The organism is Prevotella sp. kh1p2 (assembly GCF_900111525.1).
In the GTDB taxonomy this organism is placed as follows: Bacteria; Bacteroidota; Bacteroidia; order Bacteroidales; family Bacteroidaceae; genus Prevotella.
The window spans coordinates 292,533-308,641 of the sequence record NZ_FOHY01000002.1 but is presented as its reverse complement, the minus strand read 5'-3'; the positions used below and the strand labels follow the sequence as shown (position 1 = coordinate 308,641).

Annotated in this window: 14 protein-coding genes; 6 read left to right on the top strand and 8 right to left on the bottom strand. The window is 50.4% G+C overall.

The window, feature by feature from the left end:
- Positions 1-25: 25 nt before the first annotated feature.
- Positions 26-316: a helix-turn-helix domain-containing protein gene (locus BMW31_RS02525; protein WP_006949211.1), complete on the top strand. Its 291-nt coding sequence runs from the start codon at positions 26-28 to the stop codon at positions 314-316.
- Entirely contained in the window at positions 313-618 is a 306-nt protein-coding gene (locus BMW31_RS02520) for a helix-turn-helix domain-containing protein (protein ID WP_018911037.1), read from the top strand. Before BMW31_RS02525 ends, BMW31_RS02520 begins: the two co-directional genes overlap by 4 nt.
- Positions 619-722: 104 nt before the next feature.
- Here BMW31_RS02520 and BMW31_RS02515 read toward each other — a convergent pair whose 3' ends face one another.
- Complete coding sequence (locus BMW31_RS02515) at positions 723-1,628, bottom strand: helix-turn-helix domain-containing protein (protein WP_091820675.1); 906 nt, start codon at positions 1,626-1,628, stop codon at positions 723-725.
- Positions 1,629-1,747: 119 nt separating this feature from the next.
- On the opposite strand from BMW31_RS02515, the gene BMW31_RS02510 reads away from it, so the two are divergent.
- Genes BMW31_RS02510 through BMW31_RS02500 form a run of 3 tightly spaced genes read left to right on the top strand, consistent with a single transcriptional unit; the run spans position 1,748 to position 3,897 of the window.
- A complete protein-coding gene (locus BMW31_RS02510) occupies positions 1,748-2,200 on the top strand; it encodes a cupin domain-containing protein (protein WP_018911039.1) in 453 nt (150 codons plus the stop codon).
- A gap of 12 nt (positions 2,201-2,212) precedes the next feature.
- Positions 2,213-2,977 carry an MBL fold metallo-hydrolase gene (locus tag BMW31_RS02505; RefSeq protein WP_091820672.1) on the top strand — a complete coding sequence of 255 codons (765 nt, stop codon included), beginning with the start codon at positions 2,213-2,215 and terminating at the stop codon, positions 2,975-2,977.
- A gap of 17 nt (positions 2,978-2,994) precedes the next feature.
- The gene (locus BMW31_RS02500) at positions 2,995-3,897 is read left to right on the top strand and encodes a radical SAM mobile pair protein B (protein ID WP_091820671.1); all 903 of its coding nucleotides are present in this window, start codon (positions 2,995-2,997) and stop codon (positions 3,895-3,897) included.
- Positions 3,898-4,116: 219 nt separating this feature from the next.
- Here the strand turns inward: BMW31_RS02500 and BMW31_RS02495 are convergent, their stop codons facing one another.
- From BMW31_RS02495 to BMW31_RS02465, 7 genes are all read right to left on the bottom strand, one after another.
- Positions 4,117-4,521, bottom strand: coding sequence for a hypothetical protein (locus tag BMW31_RS02495; protein ID WP_018911042.1), 405 nt, complete (start codon positions 4,519-4,521; stop codon positions 4,117-4,119).
- Positions 4,518-5,762, bottom strand: coding sequence for a site-specific integrase (locus BMW31_RS02490; RefSeq protein WP_091820669.1), 1,245 nt, complete (start codon positions 5,760-5,762; stop codon positions 4,518-4,520). Before BMW31_RS02490 ends, BMW31_RS02495 begins: the two co-directional genes overlap by 4 nt.
- 12 nt (positions 5,763-5,774) lie before the next feature.
- Positions 5,775-7,004 (bottom strand): site-specific integrase, encoded by a 1,230-nt coding sequence (locus BMW31_RS02485; protein WP_018911044.1) that lies wholly within the window; start codon positions 7,002-7,004, stop codon positions 5,775-5,777.
- 833 nt (positions 7,005-7,837) lie between these two features.
- Complete coding sequence (locus BMW31_RS02480) at positions 7,838-9,850, bottom strand: type IX secretion system anionic LPS delivery protein PorZ (RefSeq protein WP_091820667.1); 2,013 nt, start codon at positions 9,848-9,850, stop codon at positions 7,838-7,840.
- Positions 9,851-9,859: 9 nt separating this feature from the next.
- Positions 9,860-10,462: a non-canonical purine NTP diphosphatase gene (locus tag BMW31_RS02475; protein WP_091820664.1), complete on the bottom strand. Its 603-nt coding sequence runs from the start codon at positions 10,460-10,462 to the stop codon at positions 9,860-9,862.
- The gene (locus BMW31_RS02470) at positions 10,459-11,451 is read right to left on the bottom strand and encodes a YitT family protein (protein WP_091820661.1); all 993 of its coding nucleotides are present in this window, start codon (positions 11,449-11,451) and stop codon (positions 10,459-10,461) included. The genes BMW31_RS02475 and BMW31_RS02470 overlap by 4 nt, the downstream gene beginning before the upstream one ends.
- On the bottom strand, positions 11,448-14,438 hold the full coding sequence (locus BMW31_RS02465) for a leucine--tRNA ligase (RefSeq protein WP_091820657.1): 2,991 nt from the start codon (positions 14,436-14,438) through the stop codon (positions 11,448-11,450). Before BMW31_RS02465 ends, BMW31_RS02470 begins: the two co-directional genes overlap by 4 nt.
- A 1,488-nt stretch (positions 14,439-15,926) precedes the next feature.
- Here BMW31_RS02465 and BMW31_RS13565 point away from each other — a divergent pair.
- On the top strand, positions 15,927-16,058 hold the full coding sequence (locus tag BMW31_RS13565; protein WP_255404790.1) for a hypothetical protein: 132 nt from the start codon (positions 15,927-15,929) through the stop codon (positions 16,056-16,058).
- Positions 16,059-16,109: the final 51 nt, after the last annotated feature.

Sequence of the window (16,109 nt, the reverse complement as noted above, 5' to 3'; positions counted from 1 at the left end):
CAACAAACAATAACAATATAAAATTATGAACTATTACATCATTACAGAAACCAATTGGACAAAGCTTCGAGATGAAATCTTGAGCCTTGCCGAGAGTTGCCACAAGGCATTCGGAGAGAAAAGCAAGCATACGGACTGGCTGCACAACGGCGATGTGTGCCGGCTGCTGAACATCAGCAAGCGCACCTTGCAGCATTATCGTGATACGGGTGTGCTGCCGTTTACGCAAATCGGGCACAAGTGCTATTACAAGCGTGAAGATGTGGAAACATTGCTTCTTACGAAATCGAACAAACCTAAAAACAGACAGATATGATGGAAACAGCAAGAGACTTGAACATGGAGTCGGACGAGATGCAGTTGGTCGTCTCAGCGTTGAGAGGTGTAGGTAAACGAATAGTAGAAGTGGCGGATACACACAAGCCACTCTTTGCAGGCGAACTTTTCCTAACGGGCAAGGAAGTGTGCGAGCGACTGTATATCAGTCCCCGTACCTTGCAGGACTACCGAGACAGGAAGATTATTCCCTACACGCAGTTTGCAGGAAAGATACTCTACAAGGCTTCGGACTTGGAGAAGATGCTGGAGGAGAATTATCAGGGTAGTCAGACAGGATAAAGGCAATAAGCGTATATTGGTGAATGGATAACGGCACTTGAGCAGAGATATATCTGTTTCAAGTGCCGTTCGTTTATTGGTAAGTTCTTCGTTTAATCATTTTTCTATTCTGCGGTAAACTGTTGTCCTTTATATTCTTCTTTAAACTCCGTAACCGTCTGTCCTGTTTGTTTTTTGAAGAAACGCATTAAATGTCCCGGCTCCGAGAAATTGAATTTGTATGCCAATTCACTGGTAGTTTTGTCAGTGAATAGTATTTCATTCTTGATTTCTGCAAGCAGACGTTGTTTCAGCAGATGTACGGCCGTTTGCCCATATTGTGCCTGTACAGAAGCATTCAATGTGATGCGGCTGATGTTCAGCATGGCTGCATAGTCGGCCACTTGCTGGTATTGGCGAATATGCTTCTCTAAGAGTTGTTTGAACTCAAAGGCATGGTGGTTCTTGGGGGCATCAAAAGGCAGATGGTATTGAACAGAATACCTACGATTAAGGGTCATGAGCAGATAATGAAGCAAGGATACGATGATGTGATAGCTGTCGGCAAGAGGATGGTTGAGTTCTTCTTTTATCCGCACAAGCAAACGCTCGTATTCTTGTTGTTCCATAGCTGTAGCCGACAGATAGGGTGGGAAATCTGTTTGGTAGCAATAAAGCAAACGATAAGTAAAGAAAGGATCGGCAAGATAGGTTGAAAGAAAATCATCACGGAAAATAAGGAAACGATAATCCGTTTGGCTTTCATCAATGTGCCACTCCTGATGGATGTGCGGCGAAAGTATCAGCACCGTATTGTCTTTCAACGCGATATGTTGAAAGCCATAACGCAGCCACCCGGATGCTTTCCTGAAGAAAAACAACTCGAAGAAGTTGGTTTTGAAAGACGGATACTCCATCAATACGCCCCGCAAACGCTCGTGCGTATCGGTATTGATGTTGAAGTCTACACCACATTCCGTTTTACAGAAAGGAACTTGTGTAAGTTCTTGGGGGTGATTCTCTAATTTCATGCAACAAATGTACGAATAATTAATGGCTTATCAAAATGGTAGAGCATATATTATTAATGGTAGAATGTGTCTTTGTTTTATGCACTACCTTTGCACTCGTAATCAAAACAAATAGCATTATGAAAGAAATTAAAAATGTAGAAAAAGGTGAGAACTTCACCACGGTGAACGTAGGTAAGTTGAATGAAATTAAGGAATATGAGTTGGCTATGGGCAATTTCTCTATCCCAGGAAAGATGTTTGCCGGACATGCACTACAAGCAACAGGCGCAGAATTGTCTTTCCAAAGTCTTGCAGCTGGGCAGGATTATGGCACACGCCATACCCATAAAACCCACGAAGAGCTTTATTTCATTCTTAAAGGTGACGGAATTTTCGATGTAGACGGCAAACGATTTCCCGTTTCAGAAGGAAGCATCGTGAGAATTGCGCCCAACGGCAAACGTGCTTTCAAGAACACAGGCAGCAGCGAAATGCTCGTGCTTTGCGTACAATATAAGGCAAATTCGTTCTCTGATGATGATGAACCTCTGAAGGATGGTATTATGCTGGAAGCCAATGTTAAACTTTAATTTTAATAAACAATGAATATTCAGCAAGTAAGAAACGCAACGATAATCGTTGAATATGGGGGAAAGAAAATTCTGATCGACCCCATGTTGGGAAAGAAAGGCTGCATGCCTCCTTTCCCCTTTAGTAGAAATCAACACCTGCGCAACCCACTTCATGAACTACCTTTTCCTGTAGAAGAGATGCTAAAAGGTGTAGATACGGTGTTGCTTACCCATTTGCACGATGACCATATCGATGAGGCGGCTTATGAAATTATACCTAAAGATATGCGATTTTTTGTGCAAGACGAAAACGATCGGCAGGTGGTAATGTCGCATGGATTTAATCATGTGGAAGTTGTCGGTGACAATACAAGGGTTGGGGAAGTGAGCATACAAAAGGCTGAGAGCCAGCATGGTAATTTCATCATGAAGTATCCTGCCGGACATACAGCGGGTTATGTATTCACTCATCCACAAGAAAAGACGCTCTATCACGCCGGAGATACTATCTGGTATGCTGGTGTGAAGCGCAATTTGAAGCGTTTTCGCCCCGAGGTTATCACCCTTAATGCTGGTGGCAATGGCTTTCGTTTGGGTGGACGCGTTATTATGAACGATGAAGATGTGGTAAAAGTTGCTGTAGCTGCACCTGATGCAAAGTTATTTGTGACGCATCTTGAAGGCGTGAACCATAATAGCGTGACGCGTGAAATGGTGAGAAAGCGTGCGGAAGTGGCAGGAATTTTAGACCGCGTCTTTATTCCTGAAGACGGTGAAACGGTAGAGGATTTATAAAGAATAAAGGAAGATATATGGCAAAAACACTCATTGGAACGAAAGAGGTGCGTGGCATCATGACCAAGTCCAACCTCCCTGTTGGTGGCTATTCGGTGAATCCATACGTGGGGTGCACCCATGCTTGCAAGTATTGTTACGCCTCATTCATGAAGCGCTTCACAGGACATAAAGAAGAATGGGGCGCTTTCTTAGACGTGAAGCATTGGCCTGCAATCAAGAATCCGAAGAAATATGCCGGACAACGCGTGGTTATTGGATCAGTGACCGATGGGTATAATCCCGAAGAAGCAACGTTCCGCAGGACACGTAAACTGCTTGAAGAGCTCAAAGACAGCGATGCAGAAATACTCATTTGTACAAAGAGCGACCTCGTGTTGCGCGACCTTGACCTGCTCCGGCAAATGAAGAAAGTCACCGTATCGTGGTCAGTCAACACGCTTGAAGAGACATTTCGTGCCGACATGGACAAGGCTGTGAGCATAGAGCGGCGCATCGCAGCCATGCGAAAGGTCTACGAGGCGGGCATCCGAACCATTTGTTTTGTGTCGCCCATCTTCCCTGGCATCACCAATTTCAAAGCTATTTTTCATGAAGTGAAAGATATTTGCGACCTCTTTTGGCTTGAGAACCTCAATCTGCGGGGTGGTTTTAAGGCCAACATTATGGGTTATATCAAATCATACTATCCCCATTTGTTCCCACTTTATGAAGAAATCTATTTGCATAAAGACCGAACATATTGGAAGCAATTGGAGCAAGAGGCTGCGAAAATGGCGCAGGAGGCTCAATGTAAGTATGTGGATAATGAATTGCCTTACGAACGAAGTCCCAAAGGACATCCCTCGATAGTGAATTATCTTTATCACGAAGAAATCAGAGGGTCAGGAAATACGGGCAAAAGGAATGTTATGCAATAAAACAGATGCGTATCTCTACTGTTGATAGACTACTTGGAGAATAACTACTTATAAGGCTTTCGGTATACTTGAAGGCCTCAAAAACATAGTTGTGTGTAGTTAGACGGTAGTAATAACCATTCCTACTTTCTGACTACAATACCAACCCTTTCTCTTTCACTGTATTATCCCTTCTTGTAGTAATGTAGTAGGATAATATCGGTGAAAGAGAAAAGTATATCAATTGATACTGTCACTGCAGTGTAGGTATATCTGCTCCACTACAGGTAAAGGGCGTTGTAGCTCTCGACAGAGGTGTTTTCTGAACAAATGGGCTTCCATGCTGTCCAATTGATAAGACAAAGCGATGATGATAGTAAGCGGATAAAGCAAGGCATAACCTCGCAGCCGTCCGTTCACGTAGACTTCCTGCTCCCCTGTATCCCTTTCGTCGGGTTGCAGGGGAGAGACTTTTAGTAGAAGTTGCAGACGATAATTGAGCTTCCTCCATGTTACACTAAAGAAATCCACCAGTTCACTCTCTGTCATTGCTATTTCGCCTTTGCCTTTGCGAGTGATTTGCATATTATCGCCCCACTCGAAATAGCTTCGCTCTCTTTTTGTTTGATGGTGATTGACATTCATACGGTTTCCTCCTTCGTTTCTTTTGTCTGATGTTTCCTTATCAACCTGTCCATGTCCTCCGAAATCTTATTGTCCGTCACCTGTGCGTAGATTTGAGTACTGGATATAGAGGCGTGCCCCATCATCTTGGCAATGCTTTCGATAGGTATCCCTGCACTTAAACTCATCGTGCCGAACGTGTGCCTTGCCATGTGGTAGGACAACCGCTCTCTGATACCGCAAGCCTTGCCCACAATGCTTAGCTTTGCACTCATCACGCTACGGCTGCAATTAGTTCGGAAGATAAAGCTGTTGTCTTTGTCTTTCACCGTCTGCATTTCTTTCATGCTGGGTTGCTCTTCCTTACATTGTTTGATGATGGCCTCAGCTATCGGGTGCAGGGGCACAATAAACTCCACCTTTGTCTTCTGCCTTTCTTTTCGGATATATTTCTGTCCGTCGGCTGCCGTTTGAATGTGTCCAAATTGCAAATGTTCCATATCAGCAATAGCCAAGCCCGTAAAGCATGAGAAGATAAACATCCGTCTTGCTTGTTCTGCTTCCTTATCAATTACTCTCAATGCCATGAGTTTGGCAACATCGCTCTTTTGCAGAAAGCGTATCTTCTGTTCCGCTTTCTCATACTTGGCTTTCTCAAAAGGATTACAGCGAATGAGCCTTTGACTGACCACACGATACATCAGCCTACTCAACCAGCAAAGGTAACGATTCATGGTAGCTGTTGCCAAACCTCGCTTTTTCAGATAGAAACGGTATTCTTCAAACAAGTCTTCCGTTATAGTGGCTATGACTATATCCGTCATTCCCTTATCCTTTACAAACTCCGTAAGTAACTTATCTGAATAAAGAAGATTCTGATAGGTTCCCTCAGCTTTTGATTTGCCCACGCACTCTTTAACGGATTGCAGTTCGGCTTTACTAATGGCAAGAAGCGTTGTCGGCATGGTGGCTATTCCCTGCAAACGGTTTTTAAGCAGTTCCACACTTACCACCCCGTCATTTATCAGAATATCCTGATAGGTCTTCTCTACAAGTTCTCTGAACTCGCCGATTCTTTGATTGGTCTTCTTATCGGTTGTCAGTCCTTTCCTGCTGTTCCACTCGGAGGATTTGCATTCCTCGTCTGTGGTAATGGCGGTGCTCTTTCCGTCTATGGTGATACGGCAGAGAATGGCGGTCTTGCCGTCTGCCTTTATTTTCTGTCTGTTGATGTAAAACAATATCTTGAATGTACTTCTCATAAAAAATCTTGGTTAAATGGTTAAACGTAAATCTTCTGTGAAAGAAAGGAAACGGTTAAACTCCTCAAAGAGTTTCTGTGGTGTTACCTTTGCATAACGTTCGGTCATACTTACGTTCGTATGTCCAAGCATCTTGCTGACTGTTTCAATAGGAACGCCCTGCTCCAATGTGATAAGCGTGGCAAAGGTGTGCCTTGCAGTATGCGATGTAAATGGAAAAGAAATACCTGCCCGTAATCGCAAGGCTTTGAGACAGGACTGATAAGTGGGATATTTGATGAAAGGCAGCAGTGTTTCCCTTTCATCGCTGTGCATTTTCTCAATTAACCGAACAGTTTCCGGCAACAACTTGATACGGCAAAGTACACCTGTCTTCTGTCGGTTGAACTTTAACCAAAGGCTACCCTTATCATCACGGACAAGATGCTTCTTGCTTAACTCCATCAAATCACAATAGGCTGCACCGGTATAACAGGCGAAGAGAAATACATCACGAGCTGTTTCCATTTCCTCTTCCAATTCATCAAAGCGGAGTGCTTTGAGTTTATCCAATGCCTCTTTGTCAAGAGCTTTGGGTGTTTTCTTGTCTCCGCGTTCTATATGAGCCTTATCAAACAGAAGCGTATCAGTCAACCCCTCGCGATAAGCCAGCCTGCAGACGGTCTTCAAATCTGCCGCAACTCTGAAAAATGTGCTTTGCTGATGACCAAGCTCACCGAGACAGAACGCCTGCAACTCATAGATAAAGTTTTCTGTCAACTGCGAGAATGCTAAATCCGAAACATGGTATTTCTTCTGAATGAACTCTTGCAACCGTTTCCGAGTGGAATGATAGGCAGACACAGACTCTTCCTTGATGTCTATACCGATATGGCTTTCTTTCTCCTTGATGAGCATATCCAGCCTCTCGATAAGCATACATCTTGCCTGTACGCTGCCTTGAAACCGTTCTTTCACATTAGTTGCATCAAATGGCTGTCCTTTGGCAATCAAAGACTGATAGGCAGATTGAATGGAAAGCAACAAATTCTCCAATCTCCCATTAATCTCCACCGCCTCACGGCTCTTGCCGTCCATCCTGCTCTCACGTGAATTCCACAAGTCGGGGTTGCAGGAAAGTTTACAACTGAACTGCGCAATACTCCTTCCAAGTGTTATCCGCCCCATAATCGGGGCTTTACCTGATTTGCCTATACCGCTCTTTTTAAGGTAGAGCAACACCTTCATTTTCTCTGTTTTCATACGCTTTAATATTTGTGGGCAAAATTACCCGAATTAAAGCGTTCCTCACTTATGCAGAAAACTGCCGACCGAAGCAACAGCCACACGAACGATAATAATTCAGTTACCTATTTCTTCTCCATCGTTACCAACATCAAAACAAGGTAACACTCTGGTAACTGAACTTCTGCCTAAATCTGCATGTTTCTGCCCTTTACAAATAGAGCAGTATTATGCCAATTCGTGTATTTCCTCCTCATTATCAGTTAGTTTACATCAATTTCGATATTTCTTCTTTTTCATTGATTAGTTACCCTTGTACTCTGTCTTTAAACCCCAGCAACAGCTAAAAGAATACTCTGTTACTCTGTCTTCAAACCGCAGCAGCAGCGAAAAAACCATTCTGTTACGCTGTCTTCAATCATCAGCAGCTAATCAACAGGAAATTTTCAGCAGCCTTGCCTCTCCTCGGAAAGAGGAGGTTAGGAGTGAAGTGGGGAGCCTACCCCGGCCCTCCAAAAGGGAGGGAGCAAAGCTCCATTAATCAACAAGTTACAAGCCAGGGATAAAAAAGGTGCCTTTCAAGGCTCTTGATGGTGCCGTTCAAGCGCCTTGAAGATGCCTTTCAAGGGGCTTGATAGCCACCATCTGCACGCTATCTTGTAACTTGCTGATTGTTAATAACTTACTCAACACTGGTGCGGAGCTGGACTTCCTCCTTTCGGGAGGGCCGGGGTAGGCTCCCTCATCCCTCCTCCACCTCCCCTTTCCAAGGGTAGGTTACCGGTTTGTTCTGTTGCTATCACTATCCTGCCGGTTACTGCCAAAGGGTGGAAACGCAGCAGGCGGAGGGCTTATCGCACGACAGCTATCTTGCAGACGGTGCCTTTGTCGCCCTCGGCTGTGGCCGTTAGGACCATGTACACGCCGCTGGCCACGCGGCGGCCACGGCGGTCGAGGCCGTCCCAAGTATAGGTTCCGCCGTTGCTGCGGCCCTCGGCAACGAGCGTGCCGCCGGAGGTCACAATCTTTACATCGGCGTTGTAAGACAATCCGGTGATGGTGATAAGACCCGTGTAGTCGGGCCGCACGGGGTTGGGATAGGCGTACACGCTGTCCTTGTCCATGTGGTCGGCGGTGGCGGTGGCGTCGCCCATGTAGGAACAAAGCCCCTTTTCGGTGCCGAAGAACACTTCGCCCGACTGGCTGTCGATAGCTATGCTCTCCACGAAGTCGGACAGCAGCGGGCTGTTTTGCGTGGTGAAGTGCTGCAACTGGGTGAGATTGTCGGCGCTGATGAGGTAAACGCCGCTGCCGTTGGTGCCGAACCACTTGCGGTTGGCACCGTCTATGGCCACTGACGTGATGTCTACGCCGTCCAGAAGATAGTCGGCCAGGTTGGTGTTGTCGTTGCGCGGCACCTTTACCTGATAGAACACGGGGGCATCGGTGGTTATATCGGCCGCGCGGAGCAGCAGCGGCCCGTGGTCTGTTCCGGCCCAGATGTTGCCTTCGCGGTCTTCGGCTGCGCAGCGTACGTAGCCTACCTGCACGCGTGTTCCGTCCTGGTTAACAAAGTTCTTGTAGGCATTGAGCTTGTCGGTCTCGGGCTGGTAGGCCATGAGAGCGGGCATGCGGTAGTGGTTGTTGACGAACCACAGCAGGCCGCGGCTGTCGGTCGTCATGCCCGTAAGGTTCTCCAGGGCGCGCTGGGTGCTGTACATCAGCTCCGGGTGGGGGTATTCGGTCCACTCTCCGCCGGCATCCAGGCGCAGCAAGGGTGCCGAGGTGCTCATGCTGTTGAGGCACCAGAGGCTGCCGTCGGGGGTGAACTGCAGTCCCTGCACAATGACGTAGTTGCGGTTGGTGCGGTCGGCAACGGACCAGGCCGTCTGCAGCGGGCTGTTTGTATTGGTGTAGGCTTTCACGAAGCGGCCGTCGCGGAACTCGTAGAGTCCGCTCCGCCCGGCGGCGAAAACGTGCGTCTTGTCCTTCGGGTCAACGGCAGTACAGGCCACGTCTGCATAGGTGTAGCCCGTTTGCTGCTGCAGGTTGTCCTCGTAAATGGTCCAGTTGTGGCCGGTGAGTGTCTGTACGCAGCCCGGCAGGTTGCGGTCGTTGGTGTCGACGAAGGGGCCGCACGAGGTGTAGAGCGTTCCGTTCTCGAAGCGCAGGAACCCGAAGTAGTTGTACTTGGGGCCGTCGGCACGGGCCTGCTGTGCCTCGGCAAGCAGTGCGGGGTCAATGGTTTTGTGCTGCGGGGTGTAGTCGCCGCGGCGCGTCCAGCTGGCCTTGTCGGGCAGGTTCGACGTGAGGGGGGCGGCGTAGAGGCCGGCAGCAGGCGAGGCGGCGTAGATGTTGCCGCCCTCTGTACGGCAGTAGGCAACGGGAAAGGCGAGGTTGTAGGTGTCGCTCACCTCTGCCCGTGCCACGTCAATCTTCAGTATTCCGAAGTTGGTGGAGAGGTAGGCGGCGGTGCCGCTGATGTGGACGTCGTTCACTGTCTTGTCCTCCGTCATCGACTTGAGGTAGTAGTCGGGCAGGTTGATGACCTGACCGCGGTCGTCCATGAGGTCGATGTTCTGGTCTTCGTACACGATGACGAGCCGCCGGGCGGCCTGACACCAGGCGATGAAGCTGATGCCCGTGCCGCTCAGGGCGTTGGTCTTGTCGTACGTCTGCACGCTGCGGTCGACCGTGTTGTAGGTGTAGAGGCCTCCCGAGGCGAGCACGTAGAGCGTGTTCCCGCCTTTTTCAACGGCCGTGATGTCGTGATAGGCGGGGTAGGCACGCCAGCTGCCGACCTGCGCCTGCAGCGTGGCGGCAGTGGCGATAAGCCCGAGTGTGAGCAGCAGAAACTTCCTCATAGTTTGCGGTTATTGACGGGTTTTCAGGTAATCGACCAGTTTCTGCACGGCCCGGGCACGGTGCGAGATGCGGTTCTTCACCTCCATGCCGAGCTCGGCGAAGCTGTGTTCGTAGCCGTCGGGTATGAAGAGCGGGTCGTAACCGAAGCCGCCGGTGCCGTGTTTAGCGCGGTCTATGCGGCCGTTTACGGTGCCCTCGAAGAGCAGGGGCTCGCCTTCGGCAGTGCCGGAGGCCGTGAGCGGGAGGTATGCTATTACGGTGCGGAAGCGCGCCCGGCGGTTGTCGGCATCGCCCAATCGGCGCAGCAGCTTCTGCATGTTGGCCTCGCTGTCGTGGTCGGTGCCCTCGGCATAGCGGGCGGAGTGTACGCCCGGCTCGCCTCCTAAGGCCTCCACCTCCAGTCCGGTGTCATCGGCAAAGCACGAGAGGCGGTATTTACGGGCCACGTAGCGGGCTTTCTGCATGGCGTTTGCTTCGAGTGTGTCGCCCGTTTCGGGAATATCCTCGTGGCAGCCGATGTCGTTCAGCGACGCTATCTCAAACTCCGGGCCCAGTATCTCCCTGATTTCATCGAGCTTGTGGGCATTGTTTGTGGCAAAAACTATCTTCATTTCGGGGGGTTGGGTGATGGGGGTTGGGTGTTGGGTGATGGCTGCTGGGGGTTGGAAAGCTGCTTCTTCTTGGGCACGCTCACCTTGATTGGGTCGAAGCCTTCGCCGTACACGCCGATTACACTCGACTGACTGACGAATGCGTTGGGGTCTATCATCTTGATGAGTCGGAAGATGTTGACGCTTTCATTCTTCTTGGCAAGGATACAGAGCACCTTCATCTCGCGCCCGGTGTACCATCCGTGGCCATCGAGAATGGTCACTCCGTGCTCCATCTGCGTGCCGATGGCGTTGGCAATCTCTTGGTATTTGTCGGAGAAAATCATGAACTGAACCGACTCCCGGCGGCGGTTCATCACGTAATCGAGCATGAAGTTCTCGATTACCATCGTGCAGAAACCGAACACCACCTTGTGAGCACGGCCGAGGAAGTCGCCGAACTGCGGGAAGAGAAAGCACGACCCGATGATGATGAAGTCAACAGTCATGAGCACCTGGCCCAGCGACATGTTCCTGTACTTGTTCACACAAGCGGCTATGATGTCGGTACCGCCGGTGCTGCCGTTGTTCAGGAACACGATGGCCAGCGACGTTCCGGTAATGCAACAGCCAATGAGCAGCGACATGAAGTCCTGGTTGTGGCCCAGTATCTGCACGAAGTTGCCGTGTTCATCGAGAGGCATAAGCATCTGTGCGAACTTGAGCATGAAGTACAGAGCTGTGATGGCATAGATTGTCTTGACCATGAATTTGAAGCCAAGTATCCTGAGCGCCACCACAAGTAACGACACATTGATGATGAGGTAGGTGTTCTCAATCTTGAAGCCGGTGGCATAGTAGATGATTGCCGACATGCCCGTAACGCCGCCTGTTACGATTTCATAGGGCAGAAGGAACACTGTCCAGCCGAAAGTGTACAGGAGCAAGCCGAGGGTTATGAATATATAATCCTTTGTCTCGTTCCAGATGATGCGGTGGTTGATGGTCATTTGACGACTACATTTACAATTCGCTTAGGTACAACGATAACTTTCACGACGCTTTTTCCTTCGAGATACTTGCGGCTCTTCTCGTCTTCGAGAACGGCCTGCTGTATCTCCTCGTTGGCAGCATCGGCCGAGAAGGTTTTCTGATAGCGTGCCTTGCCGTTGAAACTCACCGTGAGTTGCATCTCGTTCTCCACGAGCAAGGCTTCATTCCATGTGGGCCAGGCGGCATCGCAGACGTTTCCGGCCTGTCCCAGAGCCTCCCAAAGCTCCTCGGATATGTGAGGCGCGAAGGGTGCAAGCAGCACCACGAGGTCTTGCAGCAGCCTGCGGTTGTGGCACTGCTGCTGACCAAGCTCGTTGACGGCTATCATGAAGGCCGAGATGCTGGTGTTGTAGGAGAACTGCTCGATATCTCCGGTAACCTTCTTGATGAGCTTGTGCACGCTCTTGAGCGACTCCCGGGCCGGCTCCTCGTCGTTTACGATGAGCTTGTCGCTATGGTTGTCGTAGAACAGGTTCCACAGTTTGCGGAGGAAACGGTGGCAACCGTCAATGCCGTTGGTATCCCACGGCTTGCTCTGTTCTACCGGACCGAGGAACATCTCGTACAACCGGAGCGTGTCGGCACCGTAGTTTTCCACTATCATATCAGGGTTCACGACGTTGAACATCGACTTGCTCATCTTCTCGATGGCCCATCCGCACTTGTAGACTGGGAGGGGTGATGGGTGTTGGGTGATGGGTGTTGGGTGATGGGTGTTGGGTGATGAGGGGTCCGGTGACGATGAGGGAGACGACTGGCTGCCGTCCTCAAAGATGAAGCGGGCCTGCCGGTACTCCGGCCGCCAGGCGCGAAAGGCGTCTATATCCAGCACGTCGGCATGCACGATGTTCACATCCACGTGTATGGGAGTGGTGTCGTACCGGTCCTTGAGGCCGAAACTTACGAAGAGCGGGCTCTCCTTCGAGGCCGCTGCATCGCCGTTTTCGTTCACGCGATACACGAAGTTGGAGCGTCCCTGTATCATTCCCTGGTTCACGAGCTTCTGGAACGGCTCCTCGCGGCAGCTGTAACCGTAGTCGTGAAGGAACTTGTTCCAGAACCTGCTGTAGATGAGGTGGCCCGTTGCATGCTCCGTTCCGCCCACGTACAGGTCCACGTTCTGCCAGTATTCGTCGGCCTCACGGCTCACCAGAGCCTCGTTGTTGTGCGGGTCCATGTAGCGCAGATAGTAGGCGCTGGAGCCTGCGAAGCCCGGCATGGTGTACAGCTCGATGGGGAACACGGTGCGGTTATCGACCAGGCTCTTGTCAACCACCTTGTTCTGCTGCGTGTCCCAGGCCCACCGTTTGGCATGACCCAGCGGCGGTTCGCCCGTTTCGGTGGGCTCGTACTTGTCAATCTCGGGCAGTTCCAGGGGCAGATACTGCTCCGGTATCATATAAGGCATGTCGTCCTTATAGTAAACCGGGAACGGCTCTCCCCAGTAGCGCTGGCGCGAGAAGATGGCGTCGCGCAGGCGGTAGTTCACCTTCACGCGGCCCAGATGGTGCTCGCTCACGTAGCGCTTGGTGGCCTCGATGGCCTCCTTTACGGTAAGGCCGTTGAGCGAGAAGGCCGACTGCTTGCCCTCCTGGGGGCTGTTGCAAACGATGCCTTCCTTGGCGTCGTAGCTTGCTTCCGACACATCGGCGCCCTCGACGAGCGGAACGATGGGCAGGTTGAAGTGCCGCGCGAAGGCATAGTCGCGGCTGTCGTGAGCCGGAACGGCCATGATGGCGCCCGTGCCATAGCCTGCCAGTACGTACTCCGATATCCACACAGGAATCTCCTCGCCCGTAAACGGATTGATGGCGTACGAACCCGAGAACACGCCCGTTACCTTGCGGTCGGCTATGCGCTCGCGTTCGGTGCGCTTCTTCACGTAGGCCAGGTACTCGTCAACGGCCTGTTGCTGCTCCGCGGTGGTAAGTCTGGCCACCAGCTCGCTCTCGGGCGCCAGCACCATAAACGTGACTCCGAACATGGTATCGGCCCTTGTGGTGAAGATGGTGAAGGAGTTCTGGGTGGCGGATGATGGATGTTGGGTGTTGGATGAGGGGCGATGAGGGGCTACCTTGAACTCTATCTCGGCCCCTTCCGACCGCCCTATCCAGTTGCGCTGGGTCTCTTTCAGCGAGTCGGTCCAGTCTATCGTGTCCAGCCCGTCGAGCAGTCGCTGTGCGTAAGCACTCACTCTGAGGCACCACTGGCGCATCTTCTTCTGCACCACCGGATAGCCCCCGCGCACGCTCACGCCGTCAACCACCTCGTCGTTGGCCAGCACCGTGCCCAGCCCGGCGCACCAGTTAACCATCGTTTCGCCCAGGTAGGCAATGCGGTAGTTCATGAGCGCCTTCTGCTGTTCATGCTCGTTCATGCTGTGCCAGTCGCGTGCAGAGAACTGGAGTTCCTCACTCTGCGCCACGTCCAGGTCCAGTGTACCCTCATCATCGAAGTGGCGGACCAGCTTCTCGATGGGCTCCGCCTTCTGCAGTCGGTTGTCGTAGTAGGAGTTGAACATCTTTTCAAACGCCCACTGCGTCCAGTGATAGTAGCCTGGGTCGCAGGTGCGCACCTCCCGATCCCAGTCGAACGAGAAGCCGATTTTGTCCAGCTGCTCCCTGTAGTGGTTGATGTTCTGCTCCGTAGTGACAGCCGGATGCTGCCCGGTCTGTATGGCATACTGCTCTGCCGGCAGCCCGTAGGCGTCGTAGCCCATGGGGTTGAGCACGTTGAAGCCCTGCAGCCGCTTGTAGCGGGCATAGATATCGGAGGCTATGTAGCCCAGCGGATGGCCCACATGCAGCCCTGCTCCCGAGGGATAAGGGAACATGTTGAGCACGTAGAACTTCTTTTTCTCCTTGTCTTCGGTCACCCGGTAGGTGTTGTTCTCCACCCACCGGCGCTGCCATTTCTTTTCAATTTCCCTGAAATTGTATTCCATTTATGTCTCTTGAATTTTATTTATAAGCGCTTGTCGGTATGTGTTCTCCGCGCGTGCGCAGAGATAGATGTGGCAAAATTACGAAAAATAAATGAGATAAAGGCTCAAAACAGGAAACTTTATCCGCTCCTTTGCTTGGCCCGCCGGCAAGCAGCATGTTTGCTGCTGCGGGCGAGGGGCGGAGCAGATGCTTTTTAAAGACAGAGTAGCTCCTTTTTAAAGACAGAGTAACAAAGTAATTTTTTCGCTGCTTGCAGTTTCCTGCTGGCTTGCTGATGCGGTGTAAAGACAGAGTAACTCCTTTTTAAAGACAGAGTAACAGAGTAATTTTTTTGCTGCATGCAGTTTCCTGCTGGCTTGCTGATGCGGGTGAAAGACAGAGTAACTCCTTTTTAAAGACAGAGTAACAGAGTAATTTTTCTGTTGTTCGATTTATAAAACGGGAAAGTGATAGATGGAAAAACAGCAATGAATACCCACAAGGCAAACCTGTATCCTCCCCTTAGAAAGGGGAGGTTAGGAGGGGATGATTGCACCAGGAAATTACCAACAGCCTGCCGGCAGATTGCCAACTGCCTGCCAAGTGGTCATCCCCTCCTCCGCCTCCCCTTTCCAAGGGGAGGATACCAGTTAGCCTTGCAGCACATTGTTGCTCATTCTTTCCTAACGTATAAACACCCACGCAGCAGTAAAACAATACTTTGTTACTCTGTCTTTACACCGCAACAACAGCAGAAAAAATACTTTGTTACTCTGTCTTTACACCGCAACAACAGCAGAAAAAATACTTTGTTACTCTGTCTCTACACCGCAACTACAGCAGAAAAATTACGCTGTTACGCTGTCTTTAAAAACTGTCAGCAGCCTTTCCTCCCCTTAGAAAGGGGAGGTTAGGAGGGGATGATTGCACCAGGAAATTACCAACTGCCTGCCTGAAGATTGCCAACTGCCTGCCAAGTGGTCATCCCCTCCTCCGCCTCCCCTTTCCAAGGGGAGGATACCAGTTAGCTTTTCTGCACATTGTTGCTTATTCTTTCCTAACGTATAAACACCCCCGCAGCAGTAAAACAATACTTTGTTACTCTGTCTTTACACCGCAACTACAGCAGAAATAATACTTTGTTACTCTGTCTTTACACCGCAACTACAGCAGAAAAATTACGCTGTTACGCTGTCTTTAAAAACTATCAGCAGCCTTTCCTCCCTTTAGAAAGGGGAGGTTAGGAGGGGATGATTGCGGCAGGAAAAGTCCTTTTGCGACTCTGCTCATAAGCTGTTAAAAATCAACAAGTTATGAGCAGAAGAGCAGGAGGTGGCTTTCAAGCCTCTTGAACGGCATCTTCAAGAGGCTTGAAGCTATCGTTCAAGGAGCTTGAAGGACAGCTCCAGCGAAACGCGAGCAAACAATGGGGGCGCAGACTGATGAACTGCAAATCTCAAACTGCAGAACTGCAAAAAGCAAACTGATGAACTGCAAAAAGCAAACTGATGAACTACAAATCTCAAACTGCAGAACTGCAAAGCGCAGACTGCCGGCCATCGGCATCTGAAAAGCATAAAAACACCCGCGTATTTGCAGCCTTTGGGGCGGCTGATTGCAAATACGCGGGGTTGGAATAAAGGGGCTATCAAACAGAACAAGCGGCCCTAAAGCAACGGGGACAGTCGTCA

Excerpts from the sequence above, each read along its gene's own strand:
- BMW31_RS02525 (WP_006949211.1), top strand. The coding sequence starts at position 26 with ATGAACTATTACATCATTACAGAAACCAATTGGACAAAGCTTCGAGAT.
- BMW31_RS02520 (WP_018911037.1), top strand. The coding sequence starts at position 313 with ATGATGGAAACAGCAAGAGACTTGAACATGGAGTCGGACGAGATGCAG.
- BMW31_RS02515 (WP_091820675.1), bottom strand. The coding sequence starts at position 1,628 with ATGAAATTAGAGAATCACCCCCAAGAACTTACACAAGTTCCTTTCTGT.
- BMW31_RS02510 (WP_018911039.1), top strand. The coding sequence starts at position 1,748 with ATGAAAGAAATTAAAAATGTAGAAAAAGGTGAGAACTTCACCACGGTG.
- BMW31_RS02505 (WP_091820672.1), top strand. The coding sequence starts at position 2,213 with ATGAATATTCAGCAAGTAAGAAACGCAACGATAATCGTTGAATATGGG.
- BMW31_RS02500 (WP_091820671.1), top strand. The coding sequence starts at position 2,995 with ATGGCAAAAACACTCATTGGAACGAAAGAGGTGCGTGGCATCATGACC.
- BMW31_RS02495 (WP_018911042.1), bottom strand. The coding sequence starts at position 4,521 with ATGAATGTCAATCACCATCAAACAAAAAGAGAGCGAAGCTATTTCGAG.
- BMW31_RS02490 (WP_091820669.1), bottom strand. The coding sequence starts at position 5,762 with ATGAGAAGTACATTCAAGATATTGTTTTACATCAACAGACAGAAAATA.
- BMW31_RS02485 (WP_018911044.1), bottom strand. The coding sequence starts at position 7,004 with ATGAAAACAGAGAAAATGAAGGTGTTGCTCTACCTTAAAAAGAGCGGT.
- BMW31_RS02480 (WP_091820667.1), bottom strand. The coding sequence starts at position 9,850 with ATGAGGAAGTTTCTGCTGCTCACACTCGGGCTTATCGCCACTGCCGCC.
- BMW31_RS02475 (WP_091820664.1), bottom strand. The coding sequence starts at position 10,462 with ATGAAGATAGTTTTTGCCACAAACAATGCCCACAAGCTCGATGAAATC.
- BMW31_RS02470 (WP_091820661.1), bottom strand. The coding sequence starts at position 11,451 with ATGACCATCAACCACCGCATCATCTGGAACGAGACAAAGGATTATATA.
- BMW31_RS02465 (WP_091820657.1), bottom strand. The coding sequence starts at position 14,438 with ATGGAATACAATTTCAGGGAAATTGAAAAGAAATGGCAGCGCCGGTGG.
- BMW31_RS13565 (WP_255404790.1), top strand. The coding sequence starts at position 15,927 with ATGAACTACAAATCTCAAACTGCAGAACTGCAAAGCGCAGACTGCCGG.